Raw genomic sequence first — 22,459 nt, forward strand, 5'->3', positions numbered from 1 at the left:
TAAATTACTGCTAACAGATGATACGTATAGACGTTTGCCGATAAAACCGTCAAACGGGTGTAACTAACCCTTTAACAGATTGCCTATCAAAGTAGCATTTTAATTTAAAAAGCCTGTGCTTTTACGTTGTAATTAAGTTAACGAATTGAATATAAAGATTATTAGAAGTCCGTTAGGTTTTAGTGATAACAAAAAGGTCACGATTATGCATCTGTTGAAATGGGCAATATTACTTTTCGGTTTCTGGCTTCTGCTCTCTGGGTATTATCAACCATTACTGCTCACCTTTGGTTTAATATCAGTTGCTATTGTTATTGTTGTGATTAAACGCATGGATAACGTTGACCAACAAGAAAAGTCAGTAAGTACCGGGTATAGGGTTTTGCGTTACTTCTTATGGTTAATTAGCGAAATCATCCGCTCGAGTTTACAAGTAACTAAGCTTGTTTGGGGCCCCTCTAAAAGTGTATCGCCATCATTATCAAAAATAAATGTCAGCAAAATACCGCATAATTCTCGTGTTTTATACGTCAACTCTATTACCTTAACACCAGGAACACTGAGTGTAGATTTAGAAGGTGATGAATTAACAGTCCACGCGCTTCAAAAAAAATCTATTGATAGACTTAAGAAAGGTGATATGGAAAATAAATTAAAAATTATTTGGGGAGAAAACGAATGACACCCGTTCTTGCCGCTGTATGTATTACAATTCTAGTGGTCATGGCATTAGCTTTAGCACGAGCATTTAAAGCTGAAACCGTTTATGACCGAATCCTCGGTGTTAATATGTTTGGCACTAAAACTGTTTTGTTTATTGCTGTTGTTGGTTATCTCATGGGGCGACCTGATTTTTTAGATATCGCCATCGTTTATGCACTCATTAATTTTATTGGTATGGTAGCTGTACTTCGTTTTTTCGAATATACAGCACCGATCGACTAATCATCACCTATAAGGGTTAATTTATGTTATTACTCGACATTATCAGTGGTGTATTACTTATCTTTGGTGCTTTTTTCGGGCTAAGCGGTGCCGTTGGTCTTTTTAAGTTCCCTGATTTTTTTACGCGCGTTCATGCCGCCAGTGTTACCGATTCGATTGCAGCAATATTGGTACTTGGTGGTCTTATATTACAAACCAATTTAGATCTGAATACTGCTAAGTTATTATTTATTTTGATTTTTCTATTAATCACGAGTCCGACGGCATCTCATGTTCTAGCAAAGTCAGCCCGACATGGTGGCTTACTTTCTATGCCAGAAAAAGAACAACAAAAGGAGAATGAGCCTTAATGGAACTATTAATCGATTTAGTCTTACTCGCAATGCTAGCATTAACCGCATTGCGCATTATTTTTCTTAAAGATTTATTCGCAGTTGTAATGCTATTTAGTATCTACAGCTTTCTTTCTGCGTTAATTTTTATCAACCTTGATGCTGTTGATGTTGCTTTTACTGAAGCTGCCGTAGGTGCCGGTATATCAACCGTATTGATGTTAGGCACAATCGCTATAACCGGGCGTACAGAAACACCTCCTGCCAAATCAAAGCTTTTACCGTTACTCATAGTGGTCGTTACAGGCGCTGCCCTCATATACGGTACGCTCGACATGCCTCCTTTTGGTCATGCCGAAAACCCTGTTCATGAACACGTTGCGCCAAGGTACATTGAAGAGTCTCCAAAAGAAATTGGTTTGCCTAATATGGTGACTTCAGTGTTAGCAAGCTATCGAGGGTTCGATACGCTAGGAGAAACCGTGGTTGTATTTTCTGCAATGATTGGCGTGTTGTCGCTGTTAAGGCTTAGAAAACGTGACGCAGATAAAAATCCTGAATCTGGCATTAAAGCGCATAGAGTATTACAAGTGATCGCTAAAATTGTTATTCCTATGATTATTTTGTTTGCGCTTTATGTGCAGTTTCATGGTGATTTTGGTCCAGGTGGAGGATTCCAAGCAGGTGTAATTGCTGCTGCTGCATTCATTCTTTATGCATTGGTCTTTGGTTTATCAAATGTCTTTAAAGTGGTTGGTCCTACGTTTTTACGAATCCTCGCCGTGTTTGGCGTACTTCTGTACGCTGGAGTTGGCGTATACAGTATGGCAATGGGAGGCAACTTTCTTGATTACAATTATTTAGCTGAAAATCCGTTATCCGGTCAACATTACGGCATTATTCTAATAGAGCTTGGAGTGGGCATAACAGTCTTCGCCGTTATGCTCAGTATTTTTTATGCCTTTGACAGCCAAATTGAGAGGGCGAATATTCAATGAGTTTTATTGCAGATTACTACAATTACTGGATCGTCGTATTCTTGATGATGACAGGGTTTTATATTGTTATTTCAGCGAGCAACCTAGTAAAAAAAGTTGTTGGTTTAAACATCTTTCAAACCTCGGTTTTTATGCTTTATATATCAATGGGTAAAGTTAAAGGAGGCACGGCACCTATCTTAACCGAAGGGGCTACTCAATATTCTAACCCATTACCGCATGTACTGATTTTAACCGCTATTGTTGTTGGTGTTGCTACTACAGCCGTTGCTTTGTCTCTAATTGTACGTATTAAAGAAGAATACGGTACGGTTGAAGAAAATGAATTTGAAAACAAGGATGATGCTATCTGATGATTGAACAACACTTAGCCACTCTACCTATTATACTGCCTCTTATTGCAGCACCTATTGCGCTTATTTTAGGGCGTTCAATGCTTACTTGGGCGTTCGCAACGTTAGTCAGTGCTTTATCTTGTATCGCATCATGGCAACTGTTAATGATAACGCTTTCTGATGGCGCATTAAGTTATGCGCTGGGTGGTTGGCCACCTCCTTGGGGAATTGAACTTAACGTTGATGTCACTAATGCTTTTGTTTTATTAGCCGTCAGTGCAATGTCAACCTTGGTATTAATCTATTCAAAAGACAGTATTGAAAAAGAAATCAATACCTCTAATCATTCACTTTATTATACAGCGCATTTACTCTGTTTAACGGGTTTATCTGGTATGTTAATTACCGGTGATGCCTTTAACTTATTCGTCTTTTTAGAAATATCTTCGTTAGCTACTTATACATTAGTGAGTCTAGCGTCTGATCGCCGTTGTTTAACAGCAACCTTTCGTTATTTAGTCATGGGTACTATAGGAGCTACCTTTATTCTCATTGGGGTTGGCATGCTCTATATGAAAACGGGTACGCTGAACATGGCTGATCTCTCAACGAAAATGGCAGCCTTTGAAAGCAATCGTACATTAAATACCGGCCTCGCTTTTATTATGGTAGGTGTAAGTTTAAAGCTTGCACTTTTCCCACTACATATGTGGCTACCTGCTGCTTATACCCATGCGCCATCGTCAGTAACCGCATTCCTTGCAAGTACTGCCACCAAAGTTGCCGTTTACGTGATGATACGCTTCATATTCTCGGTGTTTGGTGCATCACATGTATTCGAAACAATGAGCATGGAAATCATACTGATGATTTTAGCCATTGTTGCTATTTTTAAATGCTCATATATGGCAACTGTGCAAAGTAATGTAAAAACCCTACTTGCCTACAGTAGTGTTGCTCAAATAGGGTATATGGTACTGGGTATTAGTTTAGTGAGTATCCCTGGTCTTATGTCAGGGTTAATTCATATTTTCAACCATGCATTAATGAAAGGCGCATTATTTATGGCGGTAGGTGCGGTGTTCTATCGTATGGGTTCAGTTAACATAGAAGCCTTTAAAGGTTTAGGTAAGAAAATGCCACTTACGATGGCAGCCTTTACTATTGCTGGGTTAAGCATTATTGGTGTGCCCCTAACCGCTGGTTTTGTCAGCAAGTGGTATTTAGTGACTGCAGCGTTAGAACAAGACCTATGGATAGTTGCAGCTTTAGTTTTATTAGGTTCTTTATTAGCCGTCGTTTATATCGGCCGCGTATTAGAAGCTGCTTACTTTCAGGAACCGCCGGAGTCTCAAGATGCTAACAACATTAAAGAAGTGCCATGGTTAATGCTTATGCCGATGTGGATACTGGTCTTAGCAAACATTTATTTTGGAATTAATACCAGTTTAACGGTTGAAGCTGCAACAAGTGCATCGCAATGGCTGTTTCAAGGATATAACCCAGCGGGGGTAGCATTATGAACCTCTGGCAAAATATAGACCCATCACTACTGATTAGTTTATCAATATTAGTCCCTTTTATTGGATCTCTACTGGTAATTGCAGCAGGTAAATTCCCTAATTTAAGAGAAACAATAACGTTAGTAACGGCGGCGATACTCTTTACGATAGTGCTCGCCATTACCGATTACACATTTCAAGGTGTGGTATTACAGCAACACGTCATTGATTTGTTTCCGGGGTTAGCGCTCAGCTTCACCGTAGAACCTCTTGGGGTACTATTTGCGCTAGTAGCCAGTTTCCTTTGGATCGTCACCAGCATTTATGCCATCGGTTATATGCGTGGCCACAACGAAAAGAATCAAACACGATTTTTTTGCTGTTTTGCCTTAGCGATTAGCTCCGTAATGGCTATCTGTTTTTCTGGAAACTTGTTAACTCTCTTTATTTTCTATGAAGTATTAACATTATCAACTTATCCATTGGTAACACATGCTGGCAATGATGCAGCCAAACGAGGCGGACGTGTTTATTTAGGTATTTTGTTAAGTACATCAATCTTATTTTTACTTTTTGCCGTTATGGGTACCTATGCTTTAACAGGTAATTTAACCTTCCAAGCCGGTGGAGTTTTTGATAACTCGCATAGCAAAATGATAATGGCTATTTTATTAGTATTATTTTGCTACGGTATTGGTAAAGCAGCAATTATGCCGTTTCATCGCTGGTTACCTGCAGCAATGGTGGCACCTACGCCTGTCAGTGCATTGTTGCATGCTGTTGCAGTAGTCAAAGCTGGGGTTTTCAGCATCTTAAAAATCGTCATTTATATCTTTGGTTTAGATACCCTTAAAGAGTTAGCGACCACTGATATAATGCTCTATATTGGCGCCGCTACTATTTTACTTTCTTCATGTATCGCCATGACTAAAGACAACTTAAAAGCTAGGTTAGCCTACTCTACAGTTAGTCAACTAAGCTATATTGTTGTTGGTGCCCTATTAGCATCCTCTATAGCGAGTGCGGGTGCTGCACTCCATATTGCAACCCATGCGGTTGGTAAAATTACACTATTCTTCTGTGCTGGCGCCATTATGGTTGCTAGTCACAAGAAAAACATCTCAGAAATGGTTGGTTTGGGTAAGAAAATGCCGATTACCATGGCCGCGTTTGCTATAGGTGCTATTAGCATTATAGGTCTACCGCCAATGGCTGGTACTTGGAGTAAATGGTATTTAACCATTGGTGCCCTAGAAACTGATAAATTATTAATTGTAGCTACATTAATGATAAGCTCATTACTGAATATAGCGTATTTATTACCTATACCAATCAAAGCATTCTTTAATAAAGCAAGTACTGATAACCAACCTTGGAGTTGGCAGCAAACACAAGAAGCACCTTTACCTATGTTAATCGCTATTTCGGTAACATCTTTAGGTTGTATTGTACTATTTTTCTATCCACAGCCCTTGATTGATTTAATCAATCTTATTCCGGGCGTTGCTACTAATGGAGAAGGTTAAGATGGCTGAGCAAAACCATGAACAAAGTGGCTTCTTCGATAAGCCTGAAAACATTCGTAAAATGTTAAGAGTTTTTTATATCATTTGCGCTTTACTCGTGATTGTAGACCTTGTTGTTAACCGCCATATTTATCATGACTGGGAAAACATTCCTGCATTTTATGCTCTCTATGGTTTTGTTGGCTGTGTCGTTTTGGTATTAATCGCCACCGAAATGAGAAAGTTTTTAATGCGTAAGGAAGATTATTACGATGAATAGCTTAATACTGCTTCCGCCCTTTTTACCGCTATTATTCGGGGCGCTAGCCGCTTTATTTTTACGTGGTTGGTTACGAAACACTGTGATGTTAATCGTACCCATTATTGGTGCGTTAAATATCTATGGTCTAGATACTGGTGTATTTTGGTCATTAGAATTTATGGGCTATACCTTAGAACCCGTAAAGGTCGATAAGCTCAGTTTAATGTTTGGCTATCTTTTTCATATTGCTTCGTTTATCGCTATTGTTTACGCGATACATATTAAAGATACCCTTCAACATGTTGCAGCATTAGCCTATGCAGCAAGTGCTGTTGGTGCTGTATTTGCTGGTGACTTATTAACCCTGTTTGTATTTTGGGAGTTACTCGCACTTACTTCAGTATTTTTAATTTGGGCCAGAAGAACTGATAAAGCGTACGCTTCGGGTCTACGATATTTAATTATTCAAGTACTCTCAGGTGTTATGTTGCTTGCAGGTCTACTTATCTACGCTCAAGTCAATGATAGTTTATTGTTTACTGAGATTGGTTTAGAACATCAAGGTATTGCACAAATTGGTGCTTGGTTAATCTTTTTAGCCTTCGGTATTAAATGTGCTTTTCCTTTTGTACACAATTGGTTAACTGATGCCTACCCTGAAGCTACGCCTACAGGAACAATATTTCTAGCTTCTTTTACGACCAAAGTAGCAGTCTATGCTTTTGCTCGTGGCTACCCTGGCACTGAATTACTTGTTTGGATTGGTGTCACTATGGCATGTTTTCCAATTTTCTTTGCTGTTATAGAAAATGATCTAAGGCGCGTACTTGCGTACAGTTTAATTAACCAAATCGGCTTTATGATAGTCGGTATAGGTATTGGTACAGCGGTCGCGTTAAACGGTGCTGTTGCACATGCTTTCAATGACGTTATCTTTAAAGGTTTGTTAATGATGACGATGGGGGCTGTGTTACATATGACAGGGAAAATAAATGGCTCCGAATTAGGAGGCTTATACAAAAGCATGCCTAAAACGACCATTCTCTGTATTGTCGGCGCTGCATCTATTTCAGCCTTCCCGCTCTTTAGTGGCTTTGTCTCTAAATCGATGATTATGAGTGCGGCAGTTGCTGAAGGCTACGATGTCGTTTGGCTATTATTATTGTTTGCTGCAGCAGGTGTATTCCATCATGCAGGGATCAAAATTCCTTACTTCGCATTCTTTGCTCATGATTCTGGCATCAGAACCACAGAGCCACCTCGTAATATGCTAATTGCCATGACTTTAGCAGCTGTAGCTTGTGTGGTTATTGGTTCATTCCCTGCACAAACGGTTTATGCATTGCTGCCATGGGAAGCAAACTACCAACCGTATGACTTAACGCATGTATTAACGCAATTACAATTGTTATTCTTCTCTGCACTTGCTTTCGTATGGCTTAACCAACGAAACATGTATCCACCTGAGTTGCCCTCTACAAACTTAGATGCGGATTGGTTTTATCGTAAATTGGCACCGAATGTAATAAAACGGGTTGCCAGTGCTGTCTATCACAGCTATCAACGTGCTGAACTTGCTGTGGTAATGTCAATTAAGCATATAGTACAGCGTTCATACGATGCAGATAAAAATGAACCTAGAGGCTACTTTGCTCGATTTTGGCTTACTGATACGATGGTAGTTTGGGTGGCAATTTTACTTGTTGCCTATTTATTGTTGTATTACATCTAGCGTATTAAAGCGATTTAATACCAATTCATTTGATAAAGCTCCTACATAATGGGAGCTTTATTTTTTTAAGCCTATAGTGACGTCGTTCACTCTATAAAAGAGTAGACTTGCCTACCAATAGAATTAATTTAGATGAAAATAGTCTTTGCAACCACAATATGACCCTGTTATAAATCTGCCGATTTTTTAGCTAACCTAGAAAAAAGGCTCTTCCGAGATGAACCAATCTGCCATTAGTGCATTTTACCAAAACTTTTTAGGGAACTCCCCTAGATGGTACAAACAAGCCATTATTGCTTGCCTCATTATTAATCCAATATTGTTCCAAATTAGTCCTTACCTTGCTGGTTGGGCACTCGTACTTGAATTTATCTTCACGCTTGCAATGGCACTTAAATGTTACCCATTACAACCGGGTGGCTTACTGGCAATTGAAGCCGTTGTTATTGGCATGACAAGCCCTGAACAAGTCATGCATGAAATCCAAGCCAACATTGAAGTATTACTGCTATTGATTTTTATGGTGGCAGGCATCTATTTCATGAAGAATTTATTGCTATTTCTATTCGCTAAAATTGTTACTAAGATTCGTTCTAAAACAATCGTTTCCTTATTGTTTTGTGTAAGTAGTGCTTTCTTATCAGCATTTTTAGATGCGTTAACGGTAATTGCCGTTATTATTGCAGTAGCGGTTGGTTTTTACGCGGTTTATCACAAAGTCGCTTCTGGAAAAGATAATCACCAACATGATCATGATCATACTTGTGACCAAGGTGTTCAAGAGCCCTCCCGTCTTGATTTAGACAATTTTCGCGCATATTTACGAAATTTAATGATGCATGCAGGTGTTGGTACAGCTCTTGGCGGCGTCTGCACCATTGTTGGTGAACCACAAAACTTAATTATTGGTCAACAAGCAGGATGGGATTTCATTGAATTTTTCATTCGAATGTCTCCGGTAACAATTCCTGTTTTTATCTCAGGTATCATTACCTGCATTTTGCTTGAAAAGCTAAAGTGGTTTGGTTATGGCTCAACGTTACCTGAAAGTGTACGAAATATCTTAATCGATTATGAAAAAACTCAGTCTAAAAAACGCACCAAGAAAGATAAAGTAAAATTAATCATGCAGGGAGTTGTCGGTATTTGGCTAATTGTTGGTTTAGCCTTGCACCTTGCTGCTGTGGGTTTAATTGGATTAACCGTTATTATTTTTGCCACTTCTTTTACCGGGATCACTGAAGAACATCAAATTGGCCATGCTTTTGAAGAAGCACTCCCCTTCACCGCCCTTTTAGCCGTATTTTTTGCCATTGTCGCTGTTATTATAGATCAACAGCTCTTTACACCGGTTATCACTTGGGTATTAACGTTCGAAGGTAATATGCAATTAGTGATGTTCTATTTAGCAAATGGCTTTTTATCCATGGTCAGTGATAACGTTTTTGTTGGAACTGTTTACATTACTGAAGTACAAAAAGCGCTATCAGCTGGTGTGATTACGCGTGATCAATTTGATTTATTAGCGGTGGCAATTAATACCGGTACAAACTTACCTAGTGTTGCGACCCCTAATGGACAAGCAGCTTTTTTATTCTTACTTACTTCTGCAATAGCGCCACTTATTAGGTTGTCTTACGGCCGTATGGTAATCATGGCATTTCCATACACAATTGTGCTGACCATTGTTGGTTTATTAGCCATATCAAGTGGTTTATTAGAAGGAAAAACTCAAGAATTTTATGATGCAGGCTTAATATCACATCATGTTGCAGATGACAGTAAAGCAACTTCAAACGCACATTAACCGTGAAAGGCGCCGAAAGGCGCTTTTTTATTAACTATTTACAATTTGCTTGATGACAATAAATTCGCTTAAAGGTAATCTAGCGATCAAAAAACAATAAGGAATACCTGTGAATTTTTTAAGTAACTTAACAACAAATAAAAACGCTTGGTTATTACTGTTCATTAGTGCTTTATCACTAGAGCTTGCCGCTTTGTATTTTCAATACATGATGGAGTTGAAGCCTTGTGTGATGTGTATCTATCAACGTGCTGCTATGTGGGCCATTGTGTTTGCTGGTATCGTTGGTTATTTCACTTGCTCTTCTGTTTTTGGACGTTTGATTGCTTATGGTTTATGGGCAACTGGTGCTATTTGGGGCCTATTAATCGCTAACGAACATGTTGATATGCAAAATGCTTCGATGGCGTTTTTATACGGTTGTGAGTTAGTACCCAACTTTCCACAATGGGCGCCGTTACACGAATGGCTACCTGCACTTTTTAAAGCTGATGGTAGTTGTAGTGATATTGATTGGCAATTCTTAGGTTACAGTATGCCACAATGGATGGTGGTCATTTACAGCGTTTATACGGCTCTATTTGCTGCGGTTCTTCTAAGCAGACTTAAACAAACCAAAATGTTTTAATTTACCAACCCCAAAGGTCATGTTGATGGTCTTTGGGGTTGATTATCATCAGGTTAATTGAACATATTTTTCATACTGTCAGCAAAAGCGACAAACTTTTCTTTAATAGTACGTTTCAATTTAATATCAACACCACCAAACACAACAAAACCTTCAATGATAATTGTTGGTGCGTTTTTGTTACCAAATGAAGGGGCTTTATTCGAAACACCACCAAAAACACAAAAGGCTTTTGAAACAACGTTTACATTTTCGGGAACATAAACATTTTCACCACCGAATAAACAAAACACTTTTAACGTTGTACGCTGTTGTGAAAATACTGCTTCACTAAAATCAATGTTGCTTCCACCAAAAACACTGATGGTTCTTAATTCCTTGGCAACTGACCAGCACCCACTACGATCACTACCACCAAAGATATTCACCATGTAATCAACTTCTTCACCCTCATGAGGGGCAAATTGTGGCTCAAAATCGCGTTGCTTGTTTTCAACATAGTCTTTATCTACTTCTAGATCTAAGTCTTCAGCTAGCGCTGCGATTTCAACATTGTTTTGGCTATTCATTGCGATATCTAGCCGTCTTTCAAAAGCTTCAAATGATAGTTTTCCATGACTGTAATTCATCACAAGTTGGTCAATCACTTCATCACGAACTGCTTCTGTTGGTCTATCTTCAATTTTCACCGGCATAAGAACGTCCTATTTCATTGTAATATTATGATTCAAGCAAATTATACACCAACAGAATATAACTATTTAAAACAATAATCTAAGCAAGTTAATTAAGAATTTAAATAGTCAATTTCACGTTTATTCGTTAAATTAACAACATTATCGCTTAATTAGCCACTGCTAAGATTCCAGCCGTTAATAAGTATTAGCGTTTTTAATAACAAATAAATCAGATAAACGAACACGCTCTATTACAATTGTCCCTTATTCTATAGTCAAACTTTTAAAAAAAAGTGAATAATGGGTTACTCAATGTAGGAATGTGAAAATATTCCATGTAAAATCTGAACGATTATTACGTGACCCATAATTTGGCATATATTGAGACTTTAATGACCATTAATATTAAAAGCCTAGAAGAAATAGAAAAAATGCGTATTGCTGGCAAGCTAGCATCAGACGTTTTAACAATGATTGAGCCGCATGTAAAAGCAGGTATTACTACTGACGAGTTAAATACTATTTGTGCACAATACACAGAGCAAGAGCAACAGGCTATTTCAGCCCCGCTGAATTACCATGGTTTTCCTAAATCAATTTGCACCTCAGTTAACCATGTTGTATGTCATGGTATTCCTAATGATGTGCCACTAGAGGATGGCGATATTATCAATATCGATATAACCGTGATAAAAGATGGCTTTCATGGTGATACCAGCAAAATGTTTTTAGTAGGTGATGTTTCACCGGAAGATAATCGATTGTGCCGTATTACCCAAGAAGCACTCTATGTTGGTTTGAAAAAAGTAAAACCAGGTAACACTTTTGGTGAAATTGGTAGTGCTATACAAAAATTTATTAAGAAATCAGGCCGCTATTCGATTGTGAAAGAATATTGTGGCCATGGTATTGGTACTGAGTTTCATGAAGAACCTCAAATTGTGCATTATAAAAATAATGACAAAACCAAAATGCAAGAAGGTATGTGTTTTACGGTTGAACCGATGATTAACCTTGGACGTGCAAACACGGTATTAGATAAACAAGACAACTGGACGGTATATACAATAGACGGCAAAAAGTCTGCACAATGGGAACATACCATTGTAGTGACTAAAACCGGTTGTGAAATTCTTACTTTGCGAAAAGAAGAGTCTATTCCGAGAGTATTACATAACTAATTCAGTAATTAACTTATAAGTGAGTGCAATTTTGCTTGATGAAAGTATAGTTCCTCAATGCTTTACCGATCGCCTTTGTATTAGCGCTCCCAGCATTGACACCGTTGATATTTGCCAGCTAAATGAGGAATTCTACCTTTGGCAAAAAGAACAATTTATCAACGAAGATGTAAGTTTTGTACTGAATGCAAGGGCACACTTTGTTGATAAAGTATTAACAAAACTCTGGGCACAACATCAACTTGACGAATACCAGTTAAGTTTATTAGCAGTAGGCGGCTACGGTAGAGGCGAATTGCACCCTTTTTCAGATGTCGATATTCTACTGCTAACCCAAGAAGACCTACCACAAGATTTGGCTGACAAAATTTCAGCATTCATCACCCAACTATGGGACATTAAACTCGATATTGGTCATAGTGTTCGCAGTATAAAAGAGTGTTTAAAACAAGCAGTAAATGACGTAACCGTTGCAACAAACTTAATGGAAATGCGAAAAGTGTGCGGAAACGATGCACTCACAGAGCATTTACAACCCTTATTAAATGAAGATGTCTTTTGGACATCAAAGAAGTTTTTTGTTGCCAAACGTGAAGAGCAATTAGCACGTCATAAACAATACAATGGTGCTTCATATAACCTTGAGCCTAATTTAAAAGCTAACCCTGGTGGACTTAGAGATATTCAAACCATCGGTTGGGTTGCTAAACGTCATTTCAATGCAGATTCACTCGAAGAGTTAGTAGAACACGAATACCTCACCAACAACGAATATAACGAGCTACTTGAGTGTCAAAATTATTTGTGGCGTATGCGTTGCGCCTTACATTTTATCGCTAATCGTAGTGAAAATAGATTGTTGTTTGATCACCAAGCTGATGTTGCCAAGTTACTTGGCTTTGGTGATCAGGGTAAAGTTGCCGTTGAACGAATGATGAAGCGGTTTTATCGCATTATCGGCCGTGTTGCTGAACTTAATAAAATGTTATTACAACATTTTGATTACTCAATTATTCGCGATAAAAAACATAATAAAGAAGTCATACTTAATGATGACTTTGTTATTTTAGATGGTTATATAAAAGCAACCAACAAACATATTTTTATGCGTTCCATTAACATTATGGAAATGTTTTTGTTGATTGCAAAGCATGAAGAAATCATTGATTTACATTCTGAAACGCTACGATTAATGCGTAACGCACGCAGACGTTTAGTTTCAGGTTTGATGGATTACGCGCGTTGTAGAGAGATTTTCTTAGAGATAATCAAACATCCCCGTGGGCTAGGTTTACCCCTTTCATTGATGCACAGACACTCAATTTTGAGTGCGTACCTTCCTGCTTGGCGTAATATCGTTGGGCAAATGCAGTTTGATTTGTTCCATGCATATTCCGTAGACGAACATAGCTACCGTTTATTGAAAAATCTTTATCGTTTTACACTAAAGAAACATTCTCAAGAATTTCCGTTGTGTAGCCAAATAGTACAACGGATCAGAAAACCTGAAGTGTTGTTTTTAGCTGGCATTTTTCACGATATCGCGAAAGGCAGAGGTGGCGACCATGCTGAATTAGGAGCTGTTGACGCCCTACAGTTTAGCCAGGATCATTTACTAAATAAACACGACGGTAGAATGATTTCTTGGTTAGTTAAAAACCATTTATTAATGTCTGTTACCGCACAAAGACGCGATATTTCAGACCCAGAAGTGATCAAAAACTTCGCCAGCATTGTTAGAGATGAAGCGCATCTTGATTACTTATATTGTTTAACGGTTGCAGATATGCGAGCAACCAATGAAAGTTTATGGAACAGCTGGAAAGAGAATTTATTAAAAGAACTATATTCTTCCACTAAAAGAGCCTTTAGACTTGGTTTAGAAAAACCAGTTGATTTACGTGAACAAATTAGAGAAAACCAGCAAGGTGCTACGCAATTATTATTAGCGCAAAATTTCAGCGAAATTGAGATTAAAACGCTTTGGCGTGAATTTAAAGCAGATTATTTCTTACGCTATGCGCCTGTGCAAATTTCATGGCATTGTTCGCATATTTTAAAACATGACCGTGAACAACCTTTAGTATTGATCAGTCCCACACCCTATCGTGGCGGTACTGAGGTTTTTGTTTATACCAAAGATAGAGCAAATATCTTTGCAACAATTGTTGCACTGTTAAGCGTTAAAGGCTTTTCAATTCATGATGCTAAGATTATCACCAGTAAAGCAGGTTATACCGCTAATACGTTTGTTATTTTAGACCAACAAGGTAACGCCATCGACGATAGCTACCGAGCAGTTGAATTAGGGCAGTCTTTAACAAACGTATTAGCGCAAGGCACGATTGAATTTACATCAAAACCAAGAACAAAACGATTACAACAATTTAGAGTGCCTACGCAAATTAGCTTTGTTGAAACACCTACGCAACGTAGCACATTACTGGAAATAGTCGCCTTAGATAAACCTGGGTTACTTGCTGATTTTGCCGATGTGTTTCAACTTTGTAAAATTAACATTCACTCAGCCAAAATTACTACCTTTGGTGAAAAAGCAGAAGACGTTTTTATTATCTCAAATGCTGAAAACAAAGCGCTGACCGAAGAAGATAAAGCGCAATTAACAGCAAAATTGAAAGAAGAATTAGATAGTTAGAATTAACCAAGATTAGGAAGAACTATGTCAGAATTACAATCAATCATTGAACAAGCGTTCGAGCAGCGTATGGAAATAACGCCAGCAACCGTACCAACGGAAATAAAAAATGCAGTGTTAGATGCGTTAGAAGCACTAAACAATGGCTCAGCTCGTGTTGCAGAAAAAATTGCCGGTGAATGGGTCGTTCATCAATGGCTTAAAAAGGCTGTTTTACTTTCATTTCGTATTTGGGATAACGAGATTATTGACGGTGCGGAAAGCAAGTTTTATGACAAGGTTCCTCTAAAATACAGCGATTATACGGAAGAAAAGTTTGCCCAAGAAGGCGTACGCATTGTACCACCGGCAGCAGTTAGAACAGGAAGTTACGTTGGTAGAAATGTTGTAGTGATGCCGAGCTATATCAACATTGGCGCATTTGTCGACGAAGGTTGTATGGTTGACACTTGGGCAACTGTTGGCTCATGTGCGCAAATTGGTAAAAACGTACATTTATCTGGTGGTGTTGGCATTGGTGGTGTTCTTGAGCCTTTACAAGCCGGTCCAACGATCATTGAAGATAATTGTTTCATTGGTGCTCGCTCAGAAATTGTTGAAGGTGTTGTAGTAGAAGAAGGCGCTGTTATATCAATGGGTGTGTATATCGGGCAAAGTACACGTATTTATGATCGTGAAACTGGTGAGGTTCATTATGGTCGTGTACCTGCTGGTTCAGTGGTTGTGCCTGGTAACTTACCCTCAAAATGTGGAACTTACAGCTTGTACGCTGCGATTATCGTTAAAAAGGTAGATGCAAAAACAAGAGCAAAAGTCGGTATTAACGCACTTTTACGTTCTGTTAGTGAAGAATAATCGCTAAACTTTAATCCGTTAATAACGTCTTTCTTTGATAAAAAGTAAAGGCGTTATTTTTTTGACACCTACGGATTGAACAAATATTTCCTTTAACCTCACAGCTAAAATCCCTTTTCATCACCATATTTATTAATCTTTATATTCAATAGGTTAAAGAAATATCAAACACTAATAAAAAGATAAAAACACTTCTGGCATACCCTTTGCGATAGCACATTGTGTTTCAAATTAGGTGTACAATGATGAATGTGATCAAATGGGCAATGGTAACCGCAATACTGCTTTGCACGGCATGCAGCAGCACAGAGCCTCAAGTAAGATATATTGACAAAAAGCCACTCGTATCAGATCACGAATTAATGATGTCATTACTCGATCGACCAATTACCACAGACCAGCGTATCATGCTTGCCTTTGCAAACTATCAAACAGAGATGCAACATACGTTAGATACCACGACTTTTGTGCGCCCTATTTCAATCACAGGCTCTACCAGCAGTAATGGCATTCCTAACTACTACCAAACATTAATTGCTAACGATATTAATGCAGCCGCAATTCGTGGTCCTGAGTAGCTTACTGCAAAAATTGTGGCCAATTCAGTGTGTGAAACACCTTCTCCCATTGTTGGTCAAAAGAAGCCTTGATTGTTACCTCACGGTTAGTTATCGGATGAATAAATGACAACGATTGCGCATGCAACATTAAACGCTTAATACCAAAGTGCTGATAAAAAAATGGGTTTTGTTTATTATCACCATAATTTACATCACCAATTATCGGATGTTTTAAATGCGCTAAATGTCTACGAATTTGATGCCGTCTACCAGTTTGAGGAGACAATTTAATCAATGAATAACGTACAGTTGAATACTTTCCTAACGGTATTGGTAACGTTGCTGTTGCAACACTTTGATAATCGGTAATTGCATCTTTTGCTTGTTGATCTTTGTTAACAAACTTATCGCCAATTTTGTCTAGCTTTATTTTTATAGGGTGATCTATTCTCCCCTCTCCTTCAAGATGCCCACGAGTCAACGCATAATAAGTTTTGTGCATTCGCTTTTCTTGAAAGGCACTATTTATTTCTCGGGCAACATTCTCTGAAAGTGCAAACAACAACACGCCTGATGTTGGTTTGTCTAGCCGGTGAACAGGGTAAACATATTGGCCTAAATGATCTCTTAATAACTGCAGCGCAAAATATTTCTCGTCTTTGTCTAGAAAGCTTCGATGTACAAACAAACCTGCCGGTTTATCAATCGCTACAAGATACTGATCTTGGTATAATATTGTCAATTCAGGTTTTTCAGTAATAATCGCAGACAAAAAGTTACCGCCTAATGTTTTGTTTGTTGTGTATTATCTCTATAATACGCGCACGTTTCGAGAGTTATTTTTCCCTATGAGCACTATTGCAACAATCACCGAATTACTCACTTTATCCCAATGCCAATATCGCATTTATGATTTGGGCCGACGAGTAGAAAAACTGAGTAAAGAGCTCTTCGAAAAGCTCGAACACAATCAATTATCTCACCCTACACCTATTCAAGGACATGCGCACTTTGCTGTATGTTTTTGGCAACAAAAATCAGCAAGCCCGTACTTATGGTTTATCAAGTTACCACTTGATGAGCGTGGATTGATTAACCAAGGAGCCAGAAATCATTTTATTGCCATCATTGTTGAAGCTTTAGGTACTGATTTATCAGTAAATCCAACAGAAAAACAAGAAGAGCTACTTAAAAACAACCCCTATATTTTTACCCCAAGCCAATACAAACTTGCCATGCTTAATAGTTTTATCACCGATGAACTAAAACAGCCTGCAAGCAAGTACTACCAAGGGGTTGTCACATACTTATCAGAGCAGAATTGGCAAAATTGGCAGCAAATAGGTGCGCAAGGTATTACTGACTTTGCTGTACGCTTTAATCACGATAATCATCAAGAACTTCTTATTGAAGCTTTACCTCAGTTGCCAAATGACGTATTGCAACCAATGTGTAGCGCACTTGAAAACATCACTTTACCTTTAAAGGTGATTCAAGCCGTTATTGAGCGCTTAAAAAACACTGAAAATGCGATAACACAACAATCAATGTTTAGATGTTTAGCCACAAGTGCCGAACACCCATTCGTTGTTGACTATGTTGATCAGATGTTAGCTGATGAAACACTTACCCCTGAAATGCTTGTCATTTTAGCTGGTAGATGTTGGCAAATACTTGCTGATAAAAACCGTTGTCTGGTTTTTTTAGAAACCTTAGTGCGAAAAGCCCCAGATATGTTTGCCGCGCTATTTAAAGATTTAGTTGCGATCCCGAGTGTTCGCCCTTATCTCTTCCAATGTATGCGGGATACCGAACGTAGCCCTGCGCTTGCAAAAGCAATTGGCACCTTGTTTAATTAAGGAACATCATGGGCGATTTTTACATTATCATTTTAATTTTTCTAATTTTTTGGTTCTTTATTTTTCAACGTAAAGTGTCTGAAACCGCCAAAAAGCATGTAGATCGCTATTGCCAACAGGAAGGTTTACAATTTATATCTGTGGCTAGGCGGTCTACTAAACTCTCATTTTCAAAAAGATACGGGCCTTATTGGCAATGCGTATTTGATTTTGAGTTTAGTGGTGATGGAGAGTCTACGTATACCGGCGTATTATCCATGGCGAATTTAAAGCTAGAAAACATCATAACGCCCGCGCATCGTATTTAGCTTGATATCTACTTTAACCATTGCAAAATCAAGTTGATGGTTAATATCATGATTTGACATAACACCAAAAAGAAAAAGCGACATAATGTCGCTTTTTCTCTATGCTCCGGTACGTCCTGTACCTGAACTATTGCCCAGTGTCTTCCTGACGGGTGTCCATACTTATTTTACAAACGCTCCTTCGTACAAATAATAGTTGTTCCCTGTATCAACATCCTGTTGAAACGTTATCCTTATTAGCATCCTGCTACTATTATTTGAGTAACATCCTCTGTTTATTTTCCGTTTGCTTTCCTTTTTTAAACTGAGCCATAACAGTTATTTGATTATCCATAACCAATTATTACTACATCGTCCCTAATACAAAATTCCTTTTCGCATTGTCTTCCTGACACGATTAATTCTAGCAAAACGGTATAAATGGAAAACCAAAGAAAATAAAAAAATGTCAGAAAATTATAGGCACATTAAAACAAAAACTATTTAATCAAATAAATTCAATAATTTAAATAACAATAAAATAACTAACTTACAATTTTCATCTCTAAATCTGACATCATCGTAAGAAATATCTCACAGGCTTAACTTCCAAATGCGCATCACTGAAGTTTTCAATATCGAACAAAGATTAAACGAAAAAATAAACTTCTATATGAATAGTAAAAATTTCGCTGACATTTAAGTAAAAAATGATTACCCTTGCGGTAGCTTTATTTCAATCCTCTTAAGCGTTTCATTTGGAGAGTTTGTGCCGTTATTTTTATCTCTTTTTTGTAAACATGGTGTTGATAATAGAATTCGCTTTAGCGTTATTATTCTTGCATGCCATATATGTTTTTTACTTTTTTCAGCAATGTTTCACACTTTTATCGCTATAAAACTGTTTAGCGCAGTTGTTGGTAGTATTATTATTTTCTATTCAAGTAAACGTCGCTTAGCTGACGCACAGCTTCATGGCCCATGGTTGTATGTTCCTGCCGTTAGCTTTTTATTTTCAGCATGTTTAATGACCTTTATCGATATTGTCGCATTATATTGGTTAATCTTGTTACCTTTGGCATTAGCGTCTTTGTTGCTTACATATCCAGGTAAAGCAAAGAACATCCGCAGGAAGTACATTCTTGGTTATGCTGGCCCAGTGGATTTATCTATCTATAAAGATAAGCAAGTACAAGCCAATCAGAGTCGTGTTGAGCCCAATATAGGTGGCGTTAATCAGCCATTAATTGCAGAGGCAGAATTGGCAACTAACCACTATCAACATCAAGCGCATCAGGCTAAACCAACAAATAGTACAAGTGATTTAGGTGAACTGATTAGAGCCAAGCTACTCGGTAAAAACAGCAAATATACGCTTAGCGCATTAGCTGCGATAGTCATTTTAGGTATTGTCATAACGAGTCTATTATCCATTGACAAAAATCCAGAAGAACCCGAGCCATTAATCTCTACCCAACCAAAGCTTAATAGCAAGGTTCTTGAACGCTTCAACCCAATTTCACTACCTGATGAATTTACATTAAGTTTAAGTGCGTACGAAGGAATATTTATAAGTTGGCAAGCTGATATTACTGAGCAAAAAACCGTTTGGGAGCTTAAAACCGGACAAGGCGATAAATCATGCAGTCATTTAACTTTTAATAACCAAAAAGCATTCAGGCCATTACAAGTCATGGTAGAAAATCAAGACACCTATATTGCCTATTTCTCGCCATTAGATAGCCCCGATATCTTAAACAATATTGTATATCGAGGTAGCTTTACTTTGTGTGGCTATGACTTTTCATTAAAGGGTACTCAAGCAATAATAGGCAAAAGTAACGAATACGCAAAATTGTTACCTTAATGCATTGCTATTGTTTTGTAAGCTAGTTAATAACTCAAATATAGCAAAACAACCCTGTGATTGATCATTTTAGCCACCATTCACAAGGTTGTTTTGTTGGCTTTACCTATGCAAATACCACAACTTTTATGGTTCGTTTTTTGTTTCAAAAATACTTCCTTCAAAATGCTCCCCTAACATTGTTTTTATTAAGCCAAAACGTTTAGGTAACGATCTACCACGCTTTTTCACAATATATAGTGTTTCCACAACGTGCTTTTTAGTTTTAAATATTTGTAGTTTTTCACGATCATTAAAACTATCGACTGCACTTTTAGGTAATACAGTAAAACCTAGACCCCTTGCAACGGGTGCCAATATCTGGCTAATTTGATTTACATAACCGGTCACAGGTATTTTCTCTACATTAAAATCAGCCTTAATAAGTTGATCGTTTTGTGCAAAATATCGCGTTAAATAATGTGTTGCATCAGGGTGACTAATTAAGCCTAGGCGCATTAACATATCTTCTGTATCAGGTTCCTCATCAGCATTAGCGTCAGCCGGAACCACCAAGCAAAGCTGCTCTTGACCAACTTTTTGAACATCAAGTATCCTATGGTCTTGCACGTCAGTGACTAAGCCAAGATCAACTTCCCCATTTTCTACTTCAGTTAAAATCTGTTCATTTGGTGCTGCCTTTAATTGTATGATAAGTGCAGTATAACGGCACTGAATCGTTAACAATTTTGGATATAAAATCAACGCAAGCGCACCTGAGCATGCCAATGTGCATTCACCTGAATATGGGTCATCAAAGGTTAACTGTTCAAGTACCTGTTCTTCATTCTTTTTAAGTTGCTTTGCATAATCGTAAATTAAACGGCCTTGTTCAGTTATATCAAAACTTTTCTTCTCTCTACGAATCAATTGATGACCACACACCACTTCAAGTTTTCTGATGTGCTGACTAACACCGGGTTGTGTCATATAAAGCTTTTGCGCTGCTTTAGTGAAATGCCCAGTATCGATTAACGTAACAAACGTTTTAAGCCAGTTAGGATTTAACAACATTCATCCTTGATAATAAAAAATTATTATTTTAATTATATATGATAATTTTTATTAATTTAAATAGTTCCATATACTTCTCCCACTAATACCAATTCGGATAAATATTCGGTCATTCAGCGAGAATTAAACGCTTTAGAGGCACGGCGTTGATTGCAGAGAATGGTTATTCAGGAGAACGTGCTCCTGCGTTCTCTAATAAGCTACATCCTTGTAGCGTCCTTTTCAAAATCAACAACACAGGCTATGAAGCGTTTAAACTCGCCCTTTGGGAGCGTATTAGAGGCGCGATAATTGCGCAAAACGTGTTTGATGTAGAACAACTATACCTGCACACGTTTCGCTTATTCTCCTACCGCTGACATCGCTCTGAACTGACTTAATCTTTATGCGAATTGGTATAACACCATAAATGAAGAAGTAGATTGGGAGAAAATAATGAAAATGAATCATGTTGGCATCATGGTAGGTGATATGAACAAAGCGGTTGAGTTTTATACCAACGCACTTGGCCTCAAAGTCATTATGAATAACACGCAAGTCATTGAAGAGCGTGAAACAGCAATTGGTAGAATGTGTATTGCAGTTTTTGGTCCTGGCTTCAAAGGGTTTAATATTGCTCACTTAGTTACTACAGATGGTATTGGTGTAGAATTATTTGAAATGAAAGATCGTCAAGAACGTCATCCTGTTGACTTTTCTCGTATTGGTATTTTCCATTTTTGTTTGCAAACAGATGACTTTGAAAGTGTGATAGAACGCACCAAAGCCTTTGGGGGTAAAGTACGTATGGATATTATGCGTTATCACCCTGAAGATGATAGTAAACCTGCTAAAATGGTATATTTAGAAGATCCATTCGGTAATTTATTTGAGCTCTATTCACATAGTTATGAAGAAACCTACGCTGTTGAATATGAATAAATAAATTAACCGTAGCGGTAAAAGAAAAAATGCGGCTCATCATGAGCCGCACTTCTCTAACTAGCTATATGCATCCTGCATTCAAGTATCCCGCTTCATCCCTAAACAGCTATCCTTAGCCTTTCCTTGTTAATTCCATTAACGTCCTTCAAGTTCCCTCTAAGCAGCTTTTCTAAGCCACAACAAAGTCCTTAACGTTCCGTGTTTCAGCGTTCATCCTTAATACAAGTCCGTTTGGCCTACTATAACCCCATCCTAGGGTTTCTCCTTGAGAGCGCAATGCCCTTGACCTTCCTAGTCAATGTCTTCCTGACATGATTAATAATACGCTGAAACAGGTATTTTTCATTAATCTATTCACATAAAAAATATTGTAAAGTAAGTGTAAATTAAATATTAATTAAAAAAATCTTTATATAACAATAGATAATGAAAATATACTTCCACTTAGCTACGATAAATAACTCAATATCTCACGACCTTGTAAGACATATCTT

Annotated in this window: 22 protein-coding genes; 19 read left to right on the forward strand and 3 right to left on the reverse strand. The window is 37.8% G+C overall.

Features of this window, described 5'->3' with window-relative positions:
* Positions 1-205: 205 nt before the first annotated feature.
* From QUE72_RS11240 to dsbB, 11 genes are all read left to right on the forward strand, one after another.
* Positions 206-682, forward strand: a complete 477-nt coding sequence (locus tag QUE72_RS11240) for a Na+/H+ antiporter subunit E (protein WP_074499239.1) — start codon at positions 206-208, stop codon at positions 680-682.
* Complete coding sequence (locus tag QUE72_RS11245) at positions 679-945, forward strand: monovalent cation/H+ antiporter complex subunit F (protein ID WP_074499238.1); 267 nt, start codon at positions 679-681, stop codon at positions 943-945. Before QUE72_RS11240 ends, QUE72_RS11245 begins: the two co-directional genes overlap by 4 nt.
* 23 nt (positions 946-968) lie before the next feature.
* A complete protein-coding gene (mnhG, locus tag QUE72_RS11250) occupies positions 969-1,295 on the forward strand; it encodes a monovalent cation/H(+) antiporter subunit G (RefSeq protein WP_074499237.1) in 327 nt (108 codons plus the stop codon).
* Positions 1,295-2,275, forward strand: a complete 981-nt coding sequence (locus tag QUE72_RS11255) for a DUF4040 domain-containing protein (RefSeq protein WP_074499236.1) — start codon at positions 1,295-1,297, stop codon at positions 2,273-2,275. The genes mnhG and QUE72_RS11255 overlap by 1 nt, the downstream gene beginning before the upstream one ends.
* Positions 2,272-2,628, forward strand: a complete 357-nt coding sequence (locus QUE72_RS11260) for a cation:proton antiporter subunit C (protein ID WP_286269077.1) — start codon at positions 2,272-2,274, stop codon at positions 2,626-2,628. Before QUE72_RS11255 ends, QUE72_RS11260 begins: the two co-directional genes overlap by 4 nt.
* Positions 2,628-4,133, forward strand: a complete 1,506-nt coding sequence (locus QUE72_RS11265; RefSeq protein ID WP_286269079.1) for a monovalent cation/H+ antiporter subunit D family protein — start codon at positions 2,628-2,630, stop codon at positions 4,131-4,133. The genes QUE72_RS11260 and QUE72_RS11265 overlap by 1 nt, the downstream gene beginning before the upstream one ends.
* Positions 4,130-5,638 carry a monovalent cation/H+ antiporter subunit D family protein gene (locus QUE72_RS11270; RefSeq protein WP_286269081.1) on the forward strand — a complete coding sequence of 503 codons (1,509 nt, stop codon included), beginning with the start codon at positions 4,130-4,132 and terminating at the stop codon, positions 5,636-5,638. Before QUE72_RS11265 ends, QUE72_RS11270 begins: the two co-directional genes overlap by 4 nt.
* Position 5,639: 1 nt before the next feature.
* Complete coding sequence (locus QUE72_RS11275) at positions 5,640-5,897, forward strand: hypothetical protein (RefSeq protein WP_286269082.1); 258 nt, start codon at positions 5,640-5,642, stop codon at positions 5,895-5,897.
* Positions 5,890-7,611 carry a Na(+)/H(+) antiporter subunit D gene (locus QUE72_RS11280; RefSeq protein WP_286269083.1) on the forward strand — a complete coding sequence of 574 codons (1,722 nt, stop codon included), beginning with the start codon at positions 5,890-5,892 and terminating at the stop codon, positions 7,609-7,611. Before QUE72_RS11275 ends, QUE72_RS11280 begins: the two co-directional genes overlap by 8 nt.
* Positions 7,612-7,828: 217 nt before the next feature.
* Positions 7,829-9,418: a sodium/proton antiporter NhaB gene (gene nhaB / locus QUE72_RS11285; RefSeq protein WP_074499230.1), complete on the forward strand. Its 1,590-nt coding sequence runs from the start codon at positions 7,829-7,831 to the stop codon at positions 9,416-9,418.
* A 109-nt stretch (positions 9,419-9,527) separates the two neighbouring features.
* Positions 9,528-10,046, forward strand: a complete 519-nt coding sequence (gene dsbB / locus QUE72_RS11290) for a disulfide bond formation protein DsbB (protein ID WP_074499229.1) — start codon at positions 9,528-9,530, stop codon at positions 10,044-10,046.
* Positions 10,047-10,099: 53 nt separating this feature from the next.
* On the opposite strand, the gene QUE72_RS11295 is transcribed toward dsbB, so the two are convergent.
* Complete coding sequence (locus QUE72_RS11295; protein ID WP_074499228.1) at positions 10,100-10,741, reverse strand: LiaF domain-containing protein; 642 nt, start codon at positions 10,739-10,741, stop codon at positions 10,100-10,102.
* Positions 10,742-11,115: 374 nt separating this feature from the next.
* On the opposite strand from QUE72_RS11295, the gene map reads away from it, so the two are divergent.
* From map to QUE72_RS11315, 4 genes are all read left to right on the forward strand, one after another.
* Positions 11,116-11,904: a type I methionyl aminopeptidase gene (gene map / locus QUE72_RS11300; protein WP_074499227.1), complete on the forward strand. Its 789-nt coding sequence runs from the start codon at positions 11,116-11,118 to the stop codon at positions 11,902-11,904.
* A 19-nt stretch (positions 11,905-11,923) separates the two neighbouring features.
* A complete protein-coding gene (glnD, locus tag QUE72_RS11305; RefSeq protein WP_286269087.1) occupies positions 11,924-14,560 on the forward strand; it encodes a [protein-PII] uridylyltransferase in 2,637 nt (878 codons plus the stop codon).
* A gap of 24 nt (positions 14,561-14,584) precedes the next feature.
* Positions 14,585-15,415, forward strand: a complete 831-nt coding sequence (gene dapD, locus QUE72_RS11310; RefSeq protein ID WP_286269089.1) for a 2,3,4,5-tetrahydropyridine-2,6-dicarboxylate N-succinyltransferase — start codon at positions 14,585-14,587, stop codon at positions 15,413-15,415.
* Positions 15,416-15,657: 242 nt separating this feature from the next.
* The gene (locus tag QUE72_RS11315; protein WP_286269091.1) at positions 15,658-15,993 is read left to right on the forward strand and encodes a hypothetical protein; all 336 of its coding nucleotides are present in this window, start codon (positions 15,658-15,660) and stop codon (positions 15,991-15,993) included.
* 1 nt (position 15,994) lies between these two features.
* On the opposite strand, the gene truC is transcribed toward QUE72_RS11315, so the two are convergent.
* Positions 15,995-16,735: a tRNA pseudouridine(65) synthase TruC gene (truC, locus tag QUE72_RS11320; protein WP_407704976.1), complete on the reverse strand. Its 741-nt coding sequence runs from the start codon at positions 16,733-16,735 to the stop codon at positions 15,995-15,997.
* Positions 16,736-16,823: 88 nt separating this feature from the next.
* Between truC and QUE72_RS11325 the strand changes: the two genes are divergently transcribed.
* The 3 genes from QUE72_RS11325 to QUE72_RS11335 all read left to right on the forward strand — a co-directional run bounded on the left by QUE72_RS11325 (position 16,824) and on the right by QUE72_RS11335 (position 19,988).
* Positions 16,824-17,834: a DUF3549 family protein gene (locus QUE72_RS11325; protein ID WP_286269094.1), complete on the forward strand. Its 1,011-nt coding sequence runs from the start codon at positions 16,824-16,826 to the stop codon at positions 17,832-17,834.
* Positions 17,835-17,842: 8 nt separating this feature from the next.
* Positions 17,843-18,142, forward strand: a complete 300-nt coding sequence (locus tag QUE72_RS11330; protein ID WP_074499222.1) for a DUF3301 domain-containing protein — start codon at positions 17,843-17,845, stop codon at positions 18,140-18,142.
* A gap of 748 nt (positions 18,143-18,890) precedes the next feature.
* The gene (locus tag QUE72_RS11335) at positions 18,891-19,988 is read left to right on the forward strand and encodes a hypothetical protein (protein ID WP_286269096.1); all 1,098 of its coding nucleotides are present in this window, start codon (positions 18,891-18,893) and stop codon (positions 19,986-19,988) included.
* A gap of 126 nt (positions 19,989-20,114) precedes the next feature.
* On the opposite strand, the gene QUE72_RS11340 is transcribed toward QUE72_RS11335, so the two are convergent.
* A complete protein-coding gene (locus QUE72_RS11340) occupies positions 20,115-21,041 on the reverse strand; it encodes a LysR family transcriptional regulator (RefSeq protein WP_286269097.1) in 927 nt (308 codons plus the stop codon).
* A gap of 435 nt (positions 21,042-21,476) precedes the next feature.
* On the opposite strand from QUE72_RS11340, the gene QUE72_RS11345 reads away from it, so the two are divergent.
* Positions 21,477-21,962: a VOC family protein gene (locus QUE72_RS11345; protein WP_286269099.1), complete on the forward strand. Its 486-nt coding sequence runs from the start codon at positions 21,477-21,479 to the stop codon at positions 21,960-21,962.
* The last annotated feature ends 497 nt before the right edge of the window (positions 21,963-22,459 follow it).

Origin of the sequence: Thalassotalea hakodatensis (assembly GCF_030295995.1) — a bacterium.
GTDB classification, from domain to species: Bacteria; Pseudomonadota; Gammaproteobacteria; order Enterobacterales; family Alteromonadaceae; genus Thalassotalea_C; species Thalassotalea_C hakodatensis.